General features: G+C 69.1%; 19 protein-coding genes. 5 read left to right on the top strand and 14 right to left on the bottom strand.

The window, feature by feature from the left end; all coding sequences use genetic code 11:
* Nucleotides 1-30: 30 nt before the first annotated feature.
* Nucleotides 31-1,527, bottom strand: coding sequence for an aldehyde dehydrogenase family protein (locus FBY21_RS28525; protein ID WP_142015827.1), 1,497 nt, complete (start codon nucleotides 1,525-1,527; stop codon nucleotides 31-33).
* Between the two features lie 222 nt (nucleotides 1,528-1,749).
* Nucleotides 1,750-1,956, bottom strand: a complete 207-nt coding sequence (locus FBY21_RS28530; RefSeq protein ID WP_139233612.1) for a hypothetical protein — start codon at nucleotides 1,954-1,956, stop codon at nucleotides 1,750-1,752.
* On the opposite strand from FBY21_RS28530, the gene FBY21_RS28535 reads away from it, so the two are divergent.
* Entirely contained in the window at nucleotides 1,955-2,416 is a 462-nt protein-coding gene (locus tag FBY21_RS28535) for a GNAT family N-acetyltransferase (RefSeq protein WP_142015831.1), read from the top strand. The two genes, FBY21_RS28530 and FBY21_RS28535, sit on opposite strands and share 2 nt — an antisense overlap.
* Before the next feature lie 37 nt (nucleotides 2,417-2,453).
* On the opposite strand, the gene dctM is transcribed toward FBY21_RS28535, so the two are convergent.
* The 4 genes from dctM to FBY21_RS28555 form a co-directional block, all read right to left on the bottom strand.
* Complete coding sequence (dctM, locus tag FBY21_RS28540) at nucleotides 2,454-3,737, bottom strand: C4-dicarboxylate TRAP transporter large permease protein DctM (protein ID WP_142015835.1); 1,284 nt, start codon at nucleotides 3,735-3,737, stop codon at nucleotides 2,454-2,456.
* Complete coding sequence (locus FBY21_RS28545; RefSeq protein WP_044412200.1) at nucleotides 3,734-4,381, bottom strand: TRAP transporter small permease; 648 nt, start codon at nucleotides 4,379-4,381, stop codon at nucleotides 3,734-3,736. The genes dctM and FBY21_RS28545 overlap by 4 nt, the downstream gene beginning before the upstream one ends.
* Nucleotides 4,382-4,447: 66 nt before the next feature.
* Complete coding sequence (gene dctP, locus FBY21_RS28550) at nucleotides 4,448-5,443, bottom strand: C4-dicarboxylate TRAP substrate-binding protein DctP (RefSeq protein ID WP_074970199.1); 996 nt, start codon at nucleotides 5,441-5,443, stop codon at nucleotides 4,448-4,450.
* A gap of 318 nt (nucleotides 5,444-5,761) precedes the next feature.
* A complete protein-coding gene (locus tag FBY21_RS28555; protein ID WP_142015839.1) occupies nucleotides 5,762-7,090 on the bottom strand; it encodes a hypothetical protein in 1,329 nt (442 codons plus the stop codon).
* A 396-nt stretch (nucleotides 7,091-7,486) separates the two neighbouring features.
* On the opposite strand from FBY21_RS28555, the gene FBY21_RS28560 reads away from it, so the two are divergent.
* Both FBY21_RS28560 and FBY21_RS28565 read left to right on the top strand, forming a co-directional pair.
* Nucleotides 7,487-8,986, top strand: coding sequence for an APC family permease (locus FBY21_RS28560; protein ID WP_044412191.1), 1,500 nt, complete (start codon nucleotides 7,487-7,489; stop codon nucleotides 8,984-8,986).
* Nucleotides 8,967-9,548: a DUF3156 family protein gene (locus tag FBY21_RS28565; protein ID WP_142015842.1), complete on the top strand. Its 582-nt coding sequence runs from the start codon at nucleotides 8,967-8,969 to the stop codon at nucleotides 9,546-9,548. The genes FBY21_RS28560 and FBY21_RS28565 overlap by 20 nt, the downstream gene beginning before the upstream one ends.
* Nucleotides 9,549-9,556: 8 nt before the next feature.
* Here the strand turns inward: FBY21_RS28565 and FBY21_RS28570 are convergent, their stop codons facing one another.
* Nucleotides 9,557-10,522, bottom strand: a complete 966-nt coding sequence (locus FBY21_RS28570) for a hypothetical protein (RefSeq protein WP_044412187.1) — start codon at nucleotides 10,520-10,522, stop codon at nucleotides 9,557-9,559.
* A 133-nt stretch (nucleotides 10,523-10,655) separates the two neighbouring features.
* Here FBY21_RS28570 and FBY21_RS28575 point away from each other — a divergent pair, with 133 nt between their 5' ends.
* Nucleotides 10,656-10,844, top strand: a complete 189-nt coding sequence (locus FBY21_RS28575) for a hypothetical protein (protein ID WP_142015846.1) — start codon at nucleotides 10,656-10,658, stop codon at nucleotides 10,842-10,844.
* Between the two features lie 235 nt (nucleotides 10,845-11,079).
* Entirely contained in the window at nucleotides 11,080-12,030 is a 951-nt protein-coding gene (gene feaR, locus FBY21_RS28580; RefSeq protein WP_142015850.1) for a transcriptional regulator FeaR, read from the top strand.
* A gap of 72 nt (nucleotides 12,031-12,102) precedes the next feature.
* Here feaR and FBY21_RS28585 read toward each other — a convergent pair whose 3' ends face one another.
* The 7 genes from FBY21_RS28585 to FBY21_RS28615 all read right to left on the bottom strand — a co-directional run bounded on the left by FBY21_RS28585 (nucleotide 12,103) and on the right by FBY21_RS28615 (nucleotide 18,862).
* On the bottom strand, nucleotides 12,103-13,212 hold the full coding sequence (locus tag FBY21_RS28585) for a class II histone deacetylase (protein ID WP_044412174.1): 1,110 nt from the start codon (nucleotides 13,210-13,212) through the stop codon (nucleotides 12,103-12,105).
* The gene (locus FBY21_RS28590) at nucleotides 13,209-14,426 is read right to left on the bottom strand and encodes an MFS transporter (RefSeq protein WP_142015853.1); all 1,218 of its coding nucleotides are present in this window, start codon (nucleotides 14,424-14,426) and stop codon (nucleotides 13,209-13,211) included. Before FBY21_RS28590 ends, FBY21_RS28585 begins: the two co-directional genes overlap by 4 nt.
* Nucleotides 14,410-15,279 carry a transporter gene (locus tag FBY21_RS28595; RefSeq protein WP_142015856.1) on the bottom strand — a complete coding sequence of 290 codons (870 nt, stop codon included), beginning with the start codon at nucleotides 15,277-15,279 and terminating at the stop codon, nucleotides 14,410-14,412. Before FBY21_RS28595 ends, FBY21_RS28590 begins: the two co-directional genes overlap by 17 nt.
* Nucleotides 15,280-15,366: 87 nt before the next feature.
* The gene (locus tag FBY21_RS28600; protein WP_142015860.1) at nucleotides 15,367-16,350 is read right to left on the bottom strand and encodes a helix-turn-helix transcriptional regulator; all 984 of its coding nucleotides are present in this window, start codon (nucleotides 16,348-16,350) and stop codon (nucleotides 15,367-15,369) included.
* Between the two features lie 142 nt (nucleotides 16,351-16,492).
* Nucleotides 16,493-17,257 carry an SDR family oxidoreductase gene (locus FBY21_RS28605; protein ID WP_142015865.1) on the bottom strand — a complete coding sequence of 255 codons (765 nt, stop codon included), beginning with the start codon at nucleotides 17,255-17,257 and terminating at the stop codon, nucleotides 16,493-16,495.
* Nucleotides 17,254-18,048, bottom strand: a complete 795-nt coding sequence (locus tag FBY21_RS28610) for an SDR family NAD(P)-dependent oxidoreductase (protein ID WP_142015869.1) — start codon at nucleotides 18,046-18,048, stop codon at nucleotides 17,254-17,256. The genes FBY21_RS28605 and FBY21_RS28610 overlap by 4 nt, the downstream gene beginning before the upstream one ends.
* Nucleotides 18,041-18,862 carry a molybdenum cofactor biosynthesis F family protein gene (locus FBY21_RS28615; protein ID WP_142015873.1) on the bottom strand — a complete coding sequence of 274 codons (822 nt, stop codon included), beginning with the start codon at nucleotides 18,860-18,862 and terminating at the stop codon, nucleotides 18,041-18,043. Before FBY21_RS28615 ends, FBY21_RS28610 begins: the two co-directional genes overlap by 8 nt.
* Nucleotides 18,863-19,052 lie beyond the last annotated feature (190 nt).

Consider the following 19,052-nt stretch of genomic DNA (forward strand, 5'->3'; position numbering starts at 1 on the left):
TGGGCCGCCCGGGAGGGCGGCCCGTGGGCATCAGTAGGTGATGCACACCGACTTCAGCTCGGTGAAGCCTTCGATGGCGGCGCGGCCGAACTCGCGGCCGATGCCGGAGTGCTTGTAGCCGCCGAAGGGCAGGTTGGGGTCCACCGGGACGTGGTTGTTGACCCAGACGGTGCCGGCCTCGATGCGCGGGATGAGGTCCATCACCCGGCCCAGGTCGTTGCTCCAGATGCTCGCGGCCAGGCCGTAGGGGCTGTCGTTGACCATCTCCACGGCCTGGTCCAGGTCGGTCCAGGGCAGCACCGACAGCACCGGGCCGAAGATTTCCTCACGGGCCGGGGTCATGGACTGGCTGACGTTGGCCAGCACGGTGGGCTCGACGAAGAAGCCCGGCAGGTCCGGCTGGCCGCCGCCGATGCAGACCCGCGCGCCCTGTTCCCGGGCCTGGCCCAGGTGATGCAGGACGTGCTGCTGGTGGCGGCGCGAGACCAGTGCGTTGATCTGCGCCTCCGGGTCCAGACCGGGGCCGACCTTCATGCCGGCGACGCCGGCACAGAGCGCCTCGACGAAGGCGTCGTAGCGGCTGGCATGCACGTACAGGCGCGAGGCCGCCGCGCACACCTGCCCCTGGTTGAGCAGGCCGCCGCCGATTGCGCCGGCCACGGCCTGGTCGATGTCGGCATCGGGCAGCACCAGCATGGGGTTCTTGCCGCCCAGTTCGAGGGTGAAGCGGGTCAGGTTGTCCAGCGCCGCGTGGCCGACCTTGCGGCCCACGGCGGTGGAACCGGTGAAGGACACCTTGTTCACCAGCGGGTGGGCCACCAGGGCGGCACCGGCGTCGGCCCCGCCCACCAGCACGTTGAACACCCCGGCCGGCACCCCGGCCTGGAGCGCCAGTTCGGCCAGGCGCAGGGCGGTCAGGGGAGTCTCGTCCGCCGGCTTGATGACGATGGTGCAGCCGCAGGCCAGCGCCGGCACCACCTTCCACAGGGCGATCATCATCGGGAAGTTCCACGGCACGATGCCGGCCACCACTCCGGCCGGCTCGCGGCGGGTGTAGGCGTTGAAGCGCGCACCGGCGGGCACGGGGATGGACACGTCGAGGGTCTGGCCTTCGATCTTGGTGGCCCAGCCGGCCATGTAGCGCATGTAGTTCACCGAGGCGCCCACTTCCACTGCGCGGGCCAGGTGGATGGACTTGCCCTGGTTGAGGGTTTCCAGCTGGGCCAGTTCCTCGCCGTGGGCCTCCACCAGGTCGGCGAAGCGCAGCAGCACCCGCTCGCGCTCGGCCGGGGCCAGGCGGCTCCAGGCGCCGGAGCGGAAGGCAGCGCGGGCGGACTGCACGGCGGCATCCACCTGGTCCAGGTCGGCCTGGACGGTCTGTGCCAGCACCTCGCCGCTGGCGGGGTTGTGAATCGGCCGCAGGGTGCCCTGGGCGGGTTGCTGCTGGGCGCCGTCGATGAACGAGGCGTGGTGGCGGGCGACGAAGGCGTCGACGGCGGGCAGGGTGGGAATCAGTGCGTGGCTCACGGGCGGCTCCGGGTTCGAGGCAGTTCAGGGAAGGCCCGGAAAGGGCGTTCCCCAGCTTACGAACCCCGCTGCGACCCGGCTTGACTCTGCCTGCCAGGCGCACATGACCCTGCGTGCAGGGGCGGCGCCCCGTCACCCAGCGGCAACGGTGTTGGCACGCAGGGTCAAGCCAGCCTGCGGCGGCTGGGCGATAGTGAGCCTGCCGCTCGTGGGCGGCAGGCTTTACTTCATCAGCGCTCCGTTTTTCAGTTTTTGTGCCGCCGTGTTGGTCACCGGCGGCTTTTTTTCGCCTGCGGGTTTGTAGGCACGGTGATGCGGTTCGCCGAGCTCACCGCATCCTACGGGGCGCTCTGCATCGCCTTCTTGAAGCGCCGTGAGGCGCCGCGTAGGTTGGTGGGCCGGACTGATAACCCCAAGGATGATGACCATGGCTCTCGTGCGTGTTGCCCGTTCCGATGATCTGCCGGCCGCGAGTGCGGTGTGCCTGGCGGCGTTCCATGGTCGTGTGGCGCCGACCCTGGGGGCGGAAGGGGTGGCCACTTTCGAGGCGCTGGCGCAGCCCGAGGCGTTCGCGGCGCGGCAGGCCGGGGGCAACCGGTTGTGGGTGGCCGAGCACGCGGGGCGGGTGGTCGGGGTGGTGGAGCTGCGTGAGCAGCGGCACCTGTCGATGCTGTTCGTCGACCCGGGCTGCCAGGGGCAGGGCATCGGCCGGGCGCTGGTGCAGGCCGTGGTGCCGGCGGTGCTGGCCGAGGGGCTGACGGTGAATGCCTCGCTGACCTCGGTGGAGGCTTATCGGCGTTTCGGTTTCACCTGCACGGGGGAGGTGTTCGAGCAGCGTGGCCTGGTGTGCCAGCCGATGGTGCTGGCGCTGGAAGATCGCGCGCCCTGAACGCAGAAAGCCCGGCAGGGCCGGGCTTTCTCGGGGATCAGTTCATGCCGATCCAGTTGGGCAGGACCAGGGAGATCCAGGGGACGTAGGTCACCAGCACGAGGAAGCCGAGCAGGATCAGCAGCCACGGCATGGCGGCGCGGATGGTCTGGGTCAGCGGCATGCCGGTCACCGCGGAGGTGACGAACAGGTTGAGCCCCACCGGTGGCGTCACCAGGCCGATCTCCAGGTTCACCACCATGATGATGCCGAGGTGGATCGGGTCGATGCCCAGCTTCATGGCGATGGGGAACAGGATGGGAGCGAGGATCAGGATGATCGCCGACGGTTCCATGAACGCCCCGGCGATCAGCAGCACGATGTTCACCACCAGCAGGAAGGTCACCGGCGTCAGGCCGGCATCCAGCACCCAGGCAGTGATCTGCTGCGGCAGCTGCTCGGTGGTCAGCACGTGGGCGAAGAGCATGGCGTTGGCGATGATGAACATCAGCATGATCGACAGCTTGCCCGACTCCAGCAGCACCTTCGGCACTTCGCGGAAGGTCATGTCCTTGTAGACGAACAGCGCGATGAACGCCGAGTACACCGCTGCCACGGCGGCCGCTTCGGTGGGGGTGAACATGCCCGAGTAGATGCCGCCGAGGATGATCACCATCAGCAGCAGGCCCCAGACGGCACGGCGGGCGGCGGTCAGCCACTCGCGGAAGGTGGCGCGGGGCAGGGCGGGGAGGTTCTTCTTCACCGCGACGATGTAGATGGCGATCATCAGCACCACGCCGAGCATGATGCCGGGCACGACGCCGGCCATGAACAGCTTGCCCACCGAGGTCTCGGTGGCGGCGGCGTAGACCACCATGACGATCGACGGCGGGATGAGGATGCCCAGGGTGCCGGCGTTGCAGACGATGCCGGCGCCGAACGACTGCGGGTAGCCCGAGCGGACCATGCCGGCGATGGCGATGGAACCCACGGCGGCGACGGTGGCGGGGCTGGAGCCGGAGAGCGCGGCGAACAGCATGCAGGCCATGACGGCGGCGATGGCCAGGCCGCCACGGATGTGGCCGACGCAGGCGTTGGCGAAGTCGATCAGCCGACGTGCGACGCCGCCGGTGGTCATGAAGGCGCCGGCCAGCAGGAAGAACGGGATCGCCAGCAGGGTGTAGTGCTCGGAGGTCTCGAACAGCTTGATGGCCAGCGAGCGCACCGAATCCGGGCTGAACAGCATGATGGTCACGGAGCCGGCCAGGCCCAGGGACACGCCGATGGGCACGCCCATGAACATGAGCAGGAACAGCAGGAAGAACAGGAACAGGACGGTCATTTCGAGTCTTCCTTGTGCGGGCTGTCGTCGTGCTCGGAGAGCTTGACCGCTTCGGCGGCTTCATCCGCGAGGCCGAGGCCGGTCTGGCGGCCCTGCAGGATGCGCACGAGGACTTCGGCAAAGCGGATGAACACCAGGGCGAAGCCCAGGGGCAGGATCAGGCCGATGTGCCATTGCTGGATGCCGTAGTGGCCCAGGTCTTCGGCGCCGATGCCGGCGGTGAACAGGGTCTGCACCCATTCGAAGCTGGCGGTGCCCATCAGCCCGGCATAGGCCAGGCAGCACAGGCAGGCGAGGATGCCGATGATGCGCTGGGCCGGACGGGGGAACAGCTTGACCACGGCGTCCACGCCGATGTGGCCGGCGGTGCGCACGCCGTAGGCGAGGCCGAAGAAGATCAGCCAGGCGAACAGGGCCTTGGTCAGCGAGTTGCTCCAGGTCATGGCCTGGGCCATGGCGAGGATGGAGTCGCCGATGCCGAACAGGGTTTCGCTGGCCGACTCCCAACGGTCCGCCAGGTTGTAGAAGAGGGTGTAGAGGTTGTTGAGGATGACGTAGACGAAGGTCACCAGCGTCATGGCCGCCAGGAGGAAGGCGATGAAGGCCTCCTCGAAGTGGTCCCAGACGCGCCGGAGGGCGTTCATGGAGATTCTCCCGATGGCAGGAAGGACGACGGATGCGGGGCCTTGCGGCCCGCACCCGTGGTGGTCTTACGGGGCCTGGTTGGCGGCCTCGGCGGCCTTGATCAGGTCGGGGCCGATCTCGGCTTCGAACTTCTTCCACACCGGCTTCATGGCTTCGCGCCATTCGTTGCGCTGCTCGGGGGTGAGTTCGATGATCTCGCTGGTCTTGGCGTCGATGATGCGCTGCTTGTCGCCCTGGTTGAGGGCTTCGGCCTGCTTGTTCACCTCTTCGGTGACTTCGACGGTGATCTTTTCCAGCTCGCTGCGGACATCAGCCGGCAGGCCGTTCCAGAACTGGGTGTTGGTGATCAGCATGTAGTCCAGCACGCCGTGGTTGGACTCGGTGATGTACTTCTGCACCTCGTGCATCTTTTGCGAGTAGATGTTCGACCAGGGGTTCTCGGCACCATTCACCACGCCGGTCTGCAGGCCCTGGTAGACCTCGGCGAAGCTCATCTTGCGCGGGTTGGCGCGCACGGCCTTGAACTGCTCTTCCAGCACGGCGGAGGCCTGCACGCGGAACTTCAGGCCGCGGGCGTCCTTGGGCTCGCGCAGCGGCTTGTTGGCCGAGAGCTGCTTCATGCCGTTGTGCCAGTAGCCCAGGCCGGTGATGTTCTTGCTCTCCATGGACTTGAGCAGCTTCTGCCCTTCGGGGCTGTGCTGGAAGCGGTCCACGGCCTGGATGTCGTTGAACAGGAAGGGCAGGTCGAACAGCTGCACCTGCTTGGTGTACTGCTCGAACTTGGCCAGGGACGGGGCGATCATCTGCACGTCGCCCAGCAGCAGCGCTTCCATTTCCTTGCCGTCGCCGAACAGCGACGAGTTGGGGTAGACCTCGACCTTCACCTTGCCGGCCAGACGCTCTTCCGCGAGCTTCTTGAACAGCAGCGCACCCTGGCCCTTGGGCGTGTGCTCGGCGACGACGTGGGAGAACTTGATGACGATGGGGTCAGCCGCATGGGCCAGACCGGCGGCGCCCAGTGCGAGCGCACAGGCGAGGGCTTTCAGAGCAGGTTTGAACATTGGATGCATCCTCTTGTTGTTCTGGGTTGGAACGGTCGTTCCATCATTCCTTTGGAGACAACAAGAGAGTCCAGGCGCCATCCCCGGGGTTGGAGGTGGTGCAAAGGGCGCGGCTTGACTGTCGTTCTTGTTGGCTCGCGGCCTCAGGTGGAGCAAGGGATGTGCCAGGGGGTGGCGGGACGGGAAGGCGCGGGGGCGCTGGGCTGTGCGTCAGGGGTGAGATGTGCTGTGGCGGAAAACCGCCATATTCGGTCTTTTTAATGGCGGATTCCCGCCATCAAGGGGCGCGGAGCGGCTGGCACGCTCCGCGCCGTTTCCTCAGAACATCACGGCCAGGGTCAGCTGGCTGTAGACGTTGGTGCCGTTGCCGCCGACCTGGTTGCCGCCGCTGGTTTCGTCACGGTCGGGGCGGTAGAGGCCGACCAGGGGGCTGATCAGCAGGTGGTCGTTGACCGCCCACTCCAGGTACAGGTCCAGCTCGCGGCCGTCGAGGTTGAGCTGCTCGTGGCGGTCCAGGGTGTTGAAGTCGAAGTACAGGACGCCGAGGGTGAGGTTCTCCAGGGGCTTGGCCTTCAGGCCGACATGGTGGATGCCGGTGTTGCGGTTGAACGGGCCGGCGTAGTTGGAGGCCACTTCGCCCTGGAACCAGGTGCCGTAGCCGCTGGAGAAGCCGTTGAACATCGAGTCCCAGTCCTGGGAATAGCGGCTGTAGCGGTAGGTGAGCTTGGGCGCCCAGTCGACGTCGGCGAAGGTGTAGCCGGCCTCGGTGTACCAGGCGGTTTCGCGGCCGGCGTCCTTGTCCTGCCAGGCGTATTCGAAGCCGAAGCTGGCGTTCTCGATGCCGGCATCGCCTTCGCCGCGCAGGCTGTAGATGTCCATGCCTTCGCGCTGCTTCTGGAAGTCGCTGGCCCACTGGTCGGTGACGTCGAGGCCGTGGATCCAGGTCAGCCCCAGGGTGCCGGCCTTGCCGGTGTAGTCGAGGGTGCCGGCGGCCAGCTCGGTCTCGGCCTGGGCGCGGTTGTCGGACTTCAGCCAGAGCACGCTGCCGTGCAGGCCGTCCTGGCCGCCCAGGCGCAGCACGGCGGTGCGGTCGAAGGCGTGGCGGGCGGCGATGTAGTAGGCGCCGCCGCGGTCGAGGGCGCCGTCGGCCGGGCCCTGGCCGAGGTTGGGGCCGTCGTCGTTAATCAGGAAGCCGGTGCCCAGCTTGACCACCTGGCGGCCGAAGGAGACGTCGATGCCGTCCTCACCCAGCACCGGCACCAGGTCGGCGGAGCGCCAGCCCAGGTTGGCGTCTTCGATCTTGGTGGTGCGCTCGCGGCCGAGGGTGTTGCCGCCCGGGTCGCCGTCGCCCCAGGTGGCCGAGCTGACCCAGTTGAGGGCGCCGTAGAGGGTGCCGTTGCCGGCCAGGCCCTGGGTGCCGCTGACGCCGTACTTGATGAAGCCCTCGCGCCAGGTGGAGCCGCCGGAGGTGCCGTCGTAGTTCTTGCGGCTGTTCATCATGCCGTAGACGGCCAGCAGGTCGGCGTTCAGGTGGGTGTCCTCATCGGCGTAGAACTCGTAGGCGCGCGCGCCCTGGCTGGCGGCGAGCAGGGCCGCGCCCAGGGCGATGGCCTGTGCCAGCCTGTGCAGTCGGATCGGGTGCCCCATGGTGTGTCTCCCTTGCGTGGTGTTGTGCGTCCGGGGCGTCGGCCCCGTGGTGGGTTGGCATGCCGTGGCGCGGGGCGACGGCGGGGGCATTTGTGCGCCGATGGGGCTGGGCCGTCTTGTCCGTCCCTGCCAGGCGCTTGACCGCGCCGGACGTGGCCTGGCGGATGTCAGCCAGCTACAAGAGGGGCGGCAGGCAGGGGCAAGACGCTGGCGCGGGGCGGGGGCAAAGTGACCCGGACCCTGCACCGTTGCGCCGGTTTTGCGCAGCCCGGTGGGGGCGACAGACGGGCCTGGCGATGCGCCGAATGGCTGATAGGGGAACGGGGGTTGCCTTCATGCTCTGGCCAGGCCGGTGTCACGACAAATCAGAACAACAGACTCCGAGGTCCACCCACCATGTCGCTCAATGAACAGCTCAGCGTGCACCTGAGCCGAGGCTCGGTCGGCTTCCCGACGGCCCTGGCCAGTACCATCGGCCTGATCATGGCCAGCCCGGTCATCCTCACCGCCACCATGGGCTTCGGCATCGGCGGCAGCGCCTTCGCCATCGCCATGCTGATCGCCCTGGTGATGATGCTGGCGCAGTCCACCACCTTCGCCGAAGCCGCGTCGATGATCCCCACTACCGGCTCGGTGTACGACTACATCTCCTGCGGCATGGGGCGCTTCTTCGCCATCACCGGCACCATCGCGGCCTACCTGATCGTCCACGTGTTCGCCGGCACCGCCGAAACCATCCTCTCCGGGGTGATGGCGCTGGTGAACTTCGAGCACCTCAACACCCTGGCCGAGTCGGCAGGCGGCTCCTGGCTTTTGGGCGTGGGCTTCGTGGTGGTGTTCGGCATCCTCAATGCCTTTGGCGTCAGCGTGTTCGGCAAGGCCGAGGTGATCCTCACCTTCGGCATGTGGACCACGCTGATGGTGTTCGGCGTGCTCGGGGTGCTGGCCGCGCCGGCGGTCGAGCTGGATGGCTGGTTCGGCGCCTCCCTGGTGGGCACCGATGTGGTCACCGTGCTGTCCCTGGTGGGCATGGCGATGTTCATGTTCGTCGGCTGCGAGTTCGTCACCCCGCTGGCGCCGGACCTGCGCAACTCCGCCCGCACCATGCCCCGTGCCATGGCCCTGGGCCTGTGTGGCGTGGCCTCGTGCATGTTCATCTACGGCGCGGCGATGAAACGCCAGGTGGAGAACGTGCTGCTGGACGAGGCCACCGGGGTGCACCTGCTGGATACGCCGATGGCCATCCCGCAGTTCGCCCAGCAGGTGATGGGCGACATCGGGCCGATCTGGCTGGGCATCGGCTTCCTCTTCGCCGGGGCGGCCACCATCAACACCCTGATGGCCGGCGTGCCGCGCATCCTCTATGGCATGGCGGTGGATGGCGCGCTGCCGAAGGTCTTCGCCTACCTGCACCCGCGCTTCAAGACCCCGGTGCTGTGCATTGCCGTGGCGATGCTGATTCCCTGCGCCCACGCGGCCTACCTGGGTGGCAACGCCGACAACATCGTGCCGCTGATCCTCGCGGCGGTCTGTGCCTGGGGCACGGCCTACCTGCTGGTGACGATCTCGGTGGTGCTGCTGCGCCTGCGTCGGCCGGACCTGCCGCGCGCCTACCGCTCGCCGTTCTTCCCGCTGCCGCAGATCGTCTCCAGCGTCGGTATCCTCATCGGCCTGTGGTTCATCGCCCCGCCGGGCATGAGCCGCAGCGACGTCTACGTGCCCTTTGCCGTGATGCTCAGCCTGACCGCCGCCTACGCGCTGTTCTGGACCCTGGTGGTGCAGCGGGTGAACCCGTTCCGCCCGGTGCCGGTGGAGGAGATCCTGGCGAAGGAGTTCAGCCACGAGCCGGGCATTCACCCTGCGGAGTTCCCGGGCCATGTTGCAAAGGCTGTCTGACCGGCTGGGCTGGAACCGCGCACCCTCGGGCTACCGCCCGGGGGTGACCCTGGCCCACCTGCGGCGTGACCTGGCCGGGCTGGACTGCGAGCCGCTGGGCCCCGGCCTGGCGCGCTTCGTGACGGCGGACGGGGTGCCGTTCGAGGCCCGCGAGCGCACCCAGTCCGAGCTGCTGATGCACCTGGTGCTGGTGGAGTTCTCCCTCTGCGTGCCATCCCGCGAGGAGGGCCACGCGCGGTTGGCGCTGCGCCACACTGGGCTGGTACGTCGCGAGGGGCTGGCCATCCGCCGCATGGCGGGCCAGGGCGAGACGCTGGAGGCGCTGGTGCACGCGCTGGAAAACGACCCGGCGCTGAAGGCGGCGCTGATGCCGCTGGACTTCAAGCGCCTGGAGCTGGAACGCACGGGCAGCACCTGGCAGGTGCGCCTGGAGCACATGGGGGCCAGCGAGGTGGTCAACCGCATGCCGGCCTTCCGTCGCTACATCCGCCTCGACGGGCCGCAGCGGGCCCTGCTGCTGGATGCCTTGCAGGAACTGGCGCGGCTGCTGGCGCAGCATTGAGGGCCGGCTCAGGCCTCCGGTGTGGAGGCCTTCTTCTTCATGCCGGGGATCAGCACCAGCTGGCGCAGGTCCGCCACCTTCAGGTCGATGCTCTTGCCGCTGGGGGACAGCGCCAGCTCGCCCATGGCGAATACGCGGAAGTAGTCCACCTCTTCCCGTAGCAGGCTGTCGAGGTAGCCCCGGAAGCGGTAGGCGTCCATCTGCTCCTTGGCGATGTAAAGGAACACCGGTTTGTTGTCGATGCGGTCGTAGAACTTCAGCTTGAAGCCACTGCCGTAGCGGTCCACCAGCAAGGCACCGCCCTGCAGCACGCGGTTGGCATTGCCCAGCCGGGCGTAGCGGATGGCCTTGAAGTAAGCAGCGAGGGGCATCTCGCCTTCACCCACCACCCGCAGGCGCATGGCCTTGAAGTCCTCGTCGGACAGCTCCAGCCGTGCCTGCCGGTAGCACTCCACCAGGCGCTCCAGGCTGCTGGTGCGCTGGTTGGCGGAGGCGCGCTGGCGGGGCGTGCCGGCGCCTTCCTGCGGCTTGGCAGGGGCGGGGTTCGGTGCGGGTTTGGTGGCTGCAGCAGGCTCCTGGCCGGCCGCGGGGCGCTCGGCCAGGGGCTCGAACACGTCGATGTAGTCGTGCAGCTTGCGCCGCGCCTGGCGCAGCCGGGCCTCGGCTTCGCTCTCGCCGGGCAGGCGGCCTTCGGCGTCTTCCTCCTCGGTGCGCATCCACTCGCAGTCGGGGGCATGGGGCGAGTGGGGGTTCTCGCGGAAATGGGCGGCCTTGTAGGTCTCGTTCGGCTGCTTGTCGTAGTTGGCCGCCGTCACCTTGGTGCCCAGCGCGCGGCAGGCGGGGTTGGAGCAGAGGAAGTCGAAGCGGCTGCGCGGCTCCGGCAGGGAGAAGTACGCCCGCCGGGCTTCGGCGATGGACAGCACTTCGTCCAGCTGGACGCAGTAGGCGCGGGTGATGGGGGCTTTGCTGGGCATCCGAGCGGTTCCCTGGCTGGAGGCAAGAGCGGCGATTATGCCGGCCCCGGCGGTGGCGGCAAACGGTTGGCTGGAGTGGTTGCCGAGGCGGTGCTAGGGTCGTGGCGTTCGTGCATTCAACAAGGAGTGAGTCATGGCATCGCACAAGCTCAAGGGCGGCAAGCCCGTCGGCAGCGCCCGCTCGAAGGGCCGGGGAGGGCAGGCCGTACCCGGCAACCGCCAGGGCCGCGCCCCGCGCAACGCCCGCTCGGGGGTGCCGGCACTGTTGATCGCCGGCGGGATCGTGCTGCTGGTGATCGGCCTCGCAGTACTGACCCGCTGAGGCGGTTGGCGTGAGCCAGAAGAGCCCCGGTCATCGTGCCGGGGCTTTTGCATTCAGAGGGTCTGACGGGGCCGGAAGGCTCTGCACAGGGCGCTTGCCGAGGGGCTGGCCGGGCTGTTTCCGATTGGCACCAAACCTGCACAGGACGTGGCGTTGAGCCGCTGTTGCGCCTTCATCGATAACATGTTAACTATTCGCCGACAACAACAAGACAGCCACCCCAATGGAGGTGCCTATGAACGCCGCTCTCGCCGCCCAAGACGGTCTGGATGGCTGGAAAGCCGCGCTGCAAGCCATCTGCGGGAAGTTTGAAACCCAGATCGCCTTCAACCGCTCGCTGTTCATCGGCGACATCTCGCTGCGTGATCATTCCGGCCTCACGATGGCGCACCTGCGCACCAATGCCGGGCTCATTGCCCGCTCGTCGAACAAGGCCGACCACGACAACGACCAGCACTGCTTCCTGGTGAGCCAGCGCAGCGGGCATTCGCAGATCAGCCAGGACGGCGTGGTCATCCACCTTGCCCCCGGCGAGATGCTGCTGATGGATTCGGTGGGCTCCTGCGAGATCACCCCCTTCGGCCTGATCGAGCATTGCTCGCTGTCCCTGCCGCGCCGCGAGGTGGAGCAGGTGGTGAAGCAGCGCACCTTCGGCAAGATCCCCTCCGGTTGCTCCAGCGGGAAGATGTTGCACCTGCTGATGGACCAGCTCTGCCGCGAGGGCGAGGGGCCGGGCGAGGCGGGTGAGCGCGAGGCCATGCAGAGTGCCTTCATCTCGCTGCTGGCGCCGGCCATGGCCCAGTCCGACGAGGAGCTGCCGAGCAGCGAGCCCCTGCACGGCGCCAGCCTGCGCAGCCATGTGCAGAAGTTGATCGACGATTCCCTGTCCCAGCCCAACCTCACGCCGCTGGGGTTGGCCAATCGCCTGAACATTTCCGTGCGCCACCTCTACCGGCTGTTCGAGGAGCAGGGCGACAGCGTCTGCCGCTACATCCAGCGTTCGCGCCTGCAGCGCAGCGCCGCCGACCTGGCCAACCCGACCCTGCGCAGCGAGTCCATCACCGCCATCGCCTACAAATGGGGCTTCACCGACTCGGCGCATTTCAGCCGCTCGTTCAAGAAGCACTTCGAGCGCTCGCCGAAGGACTACCGCGCCAGCGCCTTGATGGTGGCCGGCGGTCGCTGAGCCGCCGCCCCCTGAACGCACAGCGCCGGACGGCCACGAGGACCGCCCGGCGCTTTCGTTTGCAAGCGGTGATCAGGCCAGGCGCGTGGCCAGTGCCTCCACCTGTTGCTCAAGGAACGCGGCGAAGGCCGCGCCCGGCTGCTGCAGGCCGATGAACTCCAGCAGCGGGTCCTCCACCGCCGTCCTCACCCCCGCCAGCGTCTCGATGGCCGCCAGCCCGCAGAAGGGCACGTAGGCTTCCGCATACCCCCCTTCGTGGACCAGCACCAGGCGTCCGTCGCAGAGCTGGTCCGCCGCTTCCAGCAGCAGGGCGGTCATCTGCCGGAAGGAGTCGCTGTGCAGCTGCATGCGCGCCAGCGGGTCCACCGCGTTGGCGTCGTAGCCGCAGGCCACCACGATCAGCTGCGGGCGGAAGCGCGTCAGCGCCGGCACCACGATGCGGCGCATGGCGTGTAGGTAAGCGTCGTGCCCGCTGCCGGCCGGCAGCGGGATGTTCAGGTTGAAGCCCAGCCCGTCGCCGATGCCCCGGTCCTCCACGCCGCCGTAGCCGGGTGGGAAGCAGTTCTCCTGGTGCAGGGACAGGGTCAGCACATCGTTGCGGGCCTCGTAGATGGACTGGGTGCCGTTGCCGTGGTGCACGTCCCAGTCCACCACCGCCACCCGCTCGATGCCGTGGCGCGCCCGCGCCGCCTCGATGGCGATGGGGATGTTGGCCAGCAGGCAGAAGCCCATGGCCTGGTCCGCCAGGCAGTGGTGGCCCGGCGGGCGGGAGAGGGCGTAGGCGTTGTCCGCCTCGCCCCGCAGCACCCGGTCCACCGCTTCGATGGCCAGCCCCGCCGAGCGCAGGGCGATGCCGTAGCTGCCCGGGCCCACTGGGGCTTCCGGGCCCAGCTCGCCGCCGCCGGCATCGCTCAACTGGCGGAAGCGCTCCAGGTAGTGCGCCGGGTGGATGCGCAGCAGGTCCGCCTCGGTGGCGGGCGCGGCGCTGCCCATCTGCAGGTGCTCGGCAAGCCCGGACACTTCCACCAGGTTCTTCAGCCGGCGTTTGGTCTCGGGGGATTCGGCGAACCCGGCGGCGGCCGGCGGTTGCACCCAGCCGCCCACCGGCAGGGTCAGCGCGCGCATGCCGGCGCTGTGCCAGAAACAGTGTTCATCGGAAAGAAAGGCGGTACGGCGACTCATGAGGTGGCTCCAGTGGGATCGAGAGGGGTGAGCGCGGCGCCGGTGGGGCGACGTGCCAGGTGCAGGGCGAGGAACGACAGCAGCAGGCAGCCGGCGCTGACCGCCAGCATGCCGCTGTAGCCCAGCGGGCTTTCCAGCAGTGGCCCGGCGACGGCGGGGCCCAGGGCCAGGCCGCCGCCGATGACCAGGTTGACGCTGTTCATCAGCCGGCCGCTGCGGTCCAGGTCGGCCAGGCAGGCCAGGATCAGCGGCAGGACGAAGGTCCAGGTGTACTTGAACAGCAGCGCCGCCACCGCGAAGCGCAGGGTGCCGGGCAGCCCCAGCAGGAGCAGCACCGACGCCGCCATGGCGGCGTAGCCCAGCACCAGCGGCAGCCCCCGGGGCCAGCGCCCGCCGATCAGGGTGACGGTGGTGGAGCCGGCGATGCCCAGCAGCGAAGCCACCGCCAGCAGGGTGCGGGTGGTGTCCGGGTCGACGCCGGCCCGTTCGGCCAGGGCGCCTATGAAGGTCCACACCCCGCTCAGGCCGATGTAGAAGGCCAGCACCGCAAACAGCCCGCACCAGGCGCGCAGGCGCGAGGGACTGGCAGCGGCCTGCATGCGGGCCTCCGGCGCCTTCATCCCGGCCGGGAAGGCGCGGGTCAGTGGCAGGCACAGCAGCATCATCCCGGCCAGCCCGAGGTACAGCGCGGCCAGGCCAAAGTGCGCGAACAGCACCGGCAGCACCCACAACCCCACTGCGCCCAGCACCAGCTGGCCGATCAGCCAGAAGCCATAGACCCGGTCACGCTGGTCGCTGGCCACCGCGCTGGCGATGCACAGCACCATCAGCGTGCCGCCAGCCAGGGCGCTGGTGAAGCGCAGGCCCATCAGCAGGGGCAGGTAGGCCTTGTCGGTGATGAAGGCCGAGGCCAGGTTGACGGCGATGAACAGCAGGGCCGCGACCCGTGCCACCCAGCGCCAGTCCAGGCGCGCCTGCCAGAGGTAGGCGGGCAGGGTGGCCAGGCTCATGGCCGCCAGCTCGATGGAGAACAGCTGGCCGATGGTGGCGGCCCCCAGGCCGAGCTGGTGGGCCAGCTGGGTGGCGATGGCGGGCGCGGCCATCAGCACCAGGGGCACCACGGCGGCGAACAGCACGATGGCGCAGAGACGCTCGCGGGGCAGCCCCGCCGATTCCTGTGTGGTCATGGCGGTGCCCTCAGAAGACGTGGACATAGCGCAGCAGCACGTTGCTCTGCTCGAAGGCGTTGGTGGTGGCGACGTTGCGGGTCACCCCCAGCAGCACCTGGTTCTGTCGGTCCAGCCAGTGGCCCACCTCGAAGCCCACCTGGCTGTAGCGCTGGTGGGTGTCGTCCAGGGTCCGGCCGTTGAGTTCCAGTTCGCCGCCGTCGGCGTGGATCAGGCGCAGGGCGCCGTAGGTGCTGGGGGTGAAGTCGTAGGAGGCGAAGGCCTGCAGGCGGTAGAGCGGCTTCTGTTCCAGGTCCTGGCCGAAGTAGTCGTCGTTCTTGCCGTAGAGCTGGGTCTCCAGGTTGGCTTCGAGCATCCAGCGTTCGCCGATGCCCTGGGTGTAGTTGTAGTTGAGGTGCAGGGCCCAGCGGTTGGCGCCGGGGGAGGCATCGGGGTTGCGCCCGTGGTACTCGCCCAGGGGCACGCTGAGCATGGTCAGCAGGCCGCTGTAGGTGCGGCGCTGCGGGTCGTTGATGAAGAACAGCGTGCCGCCCACCTGGGGATCGCCCAGGCCGCGTTCCGAGCTGCGGCTGGCGCTGCCCGGCGTGCGGATGTCGATGTCGGCGTAGGAGACGATGAACTGCGGCGTGCACAGCGTGCCGCAGAGGTCGGTGAATATCAGCTGGCGCCAGGCGAAGGCGTTCACCGCCAGGTCGGCCTTGCCGCTGGAGCCGGGGCCGTGGAATTCGCTGGCGCGGGTCATGGGCAGGTAGCCGACGCCGAGTACGGTGCCGACCGGGGCGGAGACGAAGTCCCGCGCGTTGAGGTCGGCGGCGTGGGCCGGGGCGGCCAGCGCCAGGGGCGCGAGTGCGAGCAGGAGCGGAGTACGACGGGCAAGCATGGGGCGGTCCTCGGATTGTGGTGGGCAAAGGGGCTCCGTCCCGCCGGGCGGACCGGCAGGTGGAGCAGACAGGGGGAGGGGCGGGCGTCAGCCCGGGGCGCGGTGCAGCAGCTGGCTGATGCCGGCCTTGCCGTTCACGCCGAGCTTGTCGTAGATGCTGCGGATGTGATGGCGCACGGTGTTGGGCGCCACGCCCAGTTCACGGGCGATTTCCTTGTAGGTGCGCCCGCTGCCGAAGCGCTGGGCGATCTCCGCTTCGCGGGCACTGAGGCGGGCCATCGCCGGTGTGCGACGGGCGCTGAGCAGGAACAGGTCGCCGACCTGCTTGGACTGCAGGCACAGGTTGCGCCCGCTGAAGCCCTCGGGCCTGACTTCGTCCGGCAGCTGTGGCCCGTTCCACTGCGGCCACTCGCCCAGCAGCAGGTCGACGAAACCGGGCTCGGCGTAGTGCAGCAGGCCGTGCCGGTCGCCCACCGCCAGCGCCGTGGCGGTGGGGCCTTCGAGGCTTTCCCGGTGGGTGACCAGGCTGCGCAGCTGGTTCAGCCCTTCGGCGGCCACCAGGTGCGGCATGCACAGGTCGAAGAGGAAGCGCTCCTGGGCGTTGAACGGCGCAGCCCCCTCGCGGCGGTAGAGCGCCAGGTGCACGCTGAGGCGGCTCTGCGGGTCCATGTGCACCCCGCAGAGCAGCTCGCGGAAGCCGTGGCGCTGGCCCAGCCAGCGCAGGCCGGGGGAGCTGGCGTCGGACTGGGTGTCGATGATCACCGAATGGCCCGGGTCGGCGTGGGTGCGCTGCACGGTCGGGTCCTGATCGCGGATGGTTTGCCAGTCCGCCAGGTAATGGCTGGGCAGGTTGTAGAGCTGGGTGCTGTGCTCGCAGGGCAGGCCGTCGATCAGGGCGGCACGGCCCCACCAGGCCTTGTCGAAGTCGATCAGCTGGCGCAGGCGCGACAGCACGCCAGCGTGGAAGCGCTGCATGGCGCGTTCCTGGGCCAGGCGGGTGAGGTCCAGCAGCAGGGCGTTGTAGGCGCCGATCAGCCGGGATGGGATCTGGATATCGGTGAGTGCGGACATGCAAAGCACCTCGCTGCGACTTTGTTGTTTTTGTAGTCATCAGTGGGCGGCCGGTGTCGGGACGACGGGGCAGGGCCATGGCGCCAGTATCCCTGGCGCCGGCAGGCCCCACCATCCTGCAAATGCAGGATGGTGGGGGTGTTCAGACGAACGCGCCGGGGGCTTCCGGCAGGGTGGCGCCGCCGTCCACCACCAAGGTCTGGCCGGTGATGTAGGCGGCCTGCTCGGAGGCCAGGAACAGCATGGCGCCGGCGATGTCGGCGGGCTCCCCCAGGCGCCCGAGCGGCACGCTGCGGGCGATGGCCGCGGCATGGCCGGCGTCCCCCAGGTTGGCCATCGCCGGGGTGCGGATCATCCCCGGCTCCACGCCGTTCACCCGCACCCGGTCGCCTGCCAGTTCCAGGGCTGCGTTGCGGATGAAGCCGTTGACCCCGGCCTTGGACGCGGCGTAGTGGGTCAGCCCCGGGTAGGCGACGCGCGGGCCGGTGACCGAGGAGGTCACCAGCAGGCTGCCGCCCCCGGCCCGGCGCAGCAGCGGGAGGGCGCCCTGGGCGAGCCAGAACAGCGCGCCGAGGTTGACTGCCAGGGTGCGCGCCAGCCGGGCTTCGTCCAGTTGCTCCAGGGGTGTGAGGGGGAAGTAGGCGGCGTTGTGCACCACCACGTCCAGGCGTTCCAGCCCGGCCATCAGCGCCTCGATGGCGCGGCGCTCGGCCAGGTCCACCGCGTAGGCGCGGGCTGCCCGGCCCTGGTCACGCAACCGGGCGGCCACGGCCTCGGCTGGTGCGGCCTGGAGGTCGACGATCAGCACTTCCGCCTCGGCTGCCGAGAAGGCCTCGACGATGGCCAGGCCGATGCCCTGGGCGCCGCCGGTGACCAGCACTGTCTTGCCGCTGAAGGCGCCGCTCATGGCGCACCGCCCAGGCGCTCGAAGGCCAGGGTGGGAACGTCCACCACCGTCGCGCCGCCATCGGCCACCAGGGTCGCGCCGGTGATGATCGAGGCCTCGTCGCTGACTAGAAAGCGACACAGCGCGGCGATCTCTTCCGGCCAGGCCGGCCGGCGCAGCGGCACGTCCGCCGTGACGCGGGCGTAGGCGCTGTCCAGGTCCTCGCCGTAATGGGCCATCAGCGGCTGCATCTCGGCATCGGCCATGGGCGTGCGCACCCAGCCCGGACACACGCAGTTCACCCGCACGCCGTGGGGGCCGTAGTCCCGCGCGAGCGAGCGGGTCAGGCCCAGCAGAGCGTGCTTGGCGGTGGTGTAGCCGCACACCTCGGGGCCGGCGGCGAGGGAGGCGATGGAGCCGAGCAGGACGATGCTGCCGCGCCGCTCCAGCAGCAGCGGCAGGCAGGCGCGGGCGCTCTGGAAGGCGCTGCCGAGGTTGCTGTGCAGGGCGCCGTTCCAGGCGTCGTCGTCGGTCTGGGTCGCGCTGCCCAGGCCGTGGCCGCCGGCACAGGCGATCAGCGCATCGAGCCCGCCGAAGCGCGCCTTCACGCGCTCGACGAAGCATGCCCAGTCCGCACTGCTGGCGGCATCGCCCACCAGCACCAGGCCGCCAGTGGCGGCAGCGACCCGCTCCAGCGGCTCACGGCGGCGCCCCACCAGCACCAGCTGGGCGCCGTCCTCGGCCAGGCGCCGGGCACAGGCCTCGCCGATCCCGGTGCCGGCCCCGGTGATGAGCACGGTGCGCTCACGCATCGCCGTACACCGTGCGGTTGAGCACGTCGCAGTGGGAGCTCACCGGGAAGTTGGAGAGGGCGGCGAAGTCGGCATCGGCATAGCCGAAGATCTTGCCGTCGCTGCGGTGGGCCTTCAGGTCGATCATCACCAGCCCCAGGGTGGGGACGATCTTCTCCCGCCAGACGAACAGGTAGAGCTCATCGGCGATGCGGTAGTAGTGGCAGCGGTCGGTGTCGCACAGGCCCTGCTCGACGCCGGCCAGGCATTGCCAGGTGTAGAACTGCTCGTTGAGGTAGATGTGCTCGTAGACCTCGGTGGGGCTGTAGCGGTAGCGGTTGCGCAGGCCCACCAGCTCGGCGGTCGGTGCGTGGGGGCAGGCGCCCGGCTCCCAGGGGCGGTCCAGGGTGCCGTGGAGGAACTGCACGGACACGTCGGTGAGGTCGCGCCCTTCCAGCGCCCGGCGGTACAGGCCCTGCTCGGTGGCCTCGCGCTGGGGCAACTGGCCGAGCACGGCGGTGAAGGACTGGCTGAGGGTGTCCAGCACCAGGCTCACCGACCAGGCCTGGCCGTTCTCGTGCTTGATGAAGTCCACCAGGTACAGCCCCGGCCGCACCGACGTGGCGCGGTAGGGCGAGCGCCCGCTGGCGCTGCCGTCGGCCAGCGCCCAGTCCAGCTGGCCCTCGGCGAAGACGTGGGCGATGCGCCAGCCGTTCTCGAACACCAGCTCGAAGCGGCGGCCATCCAGGTCCGCCAGGTTGGGCAGGATGAACGCCCCCGGGGCAAAGCCCTCGGCCAGTGCGCCTACGGTGATCCAGTCGGTTGATGCGGTCATGGGAAGCTCCTTGTTCAATGGAGCCTCCATGGTCCGCGCTGGCGGGCGGAGCGGGTATCAACCGGATGGTTGAGGGCGGTTGACACCGCCCAGTGGCGCGGCCGTACACGGCTATCGGAAGCGCCTGATGGAATCGCCCTTGCCCAACCCGGCAGGCTCCGTCCTCCCAGTTCCAATGGACGGAGCCTTT

Source organism: Pseudomonas sp. SLBN-26 (assembly GCF_006715895.1).
Taxonomy (GTDB): domain Bacteria; phylum Pseudomonadota; class Gammaproteobacteria; order Pseudomonadales; family Pseudomonadaceae; genus Metapseudomonas; species Metapseudomonas otitidis.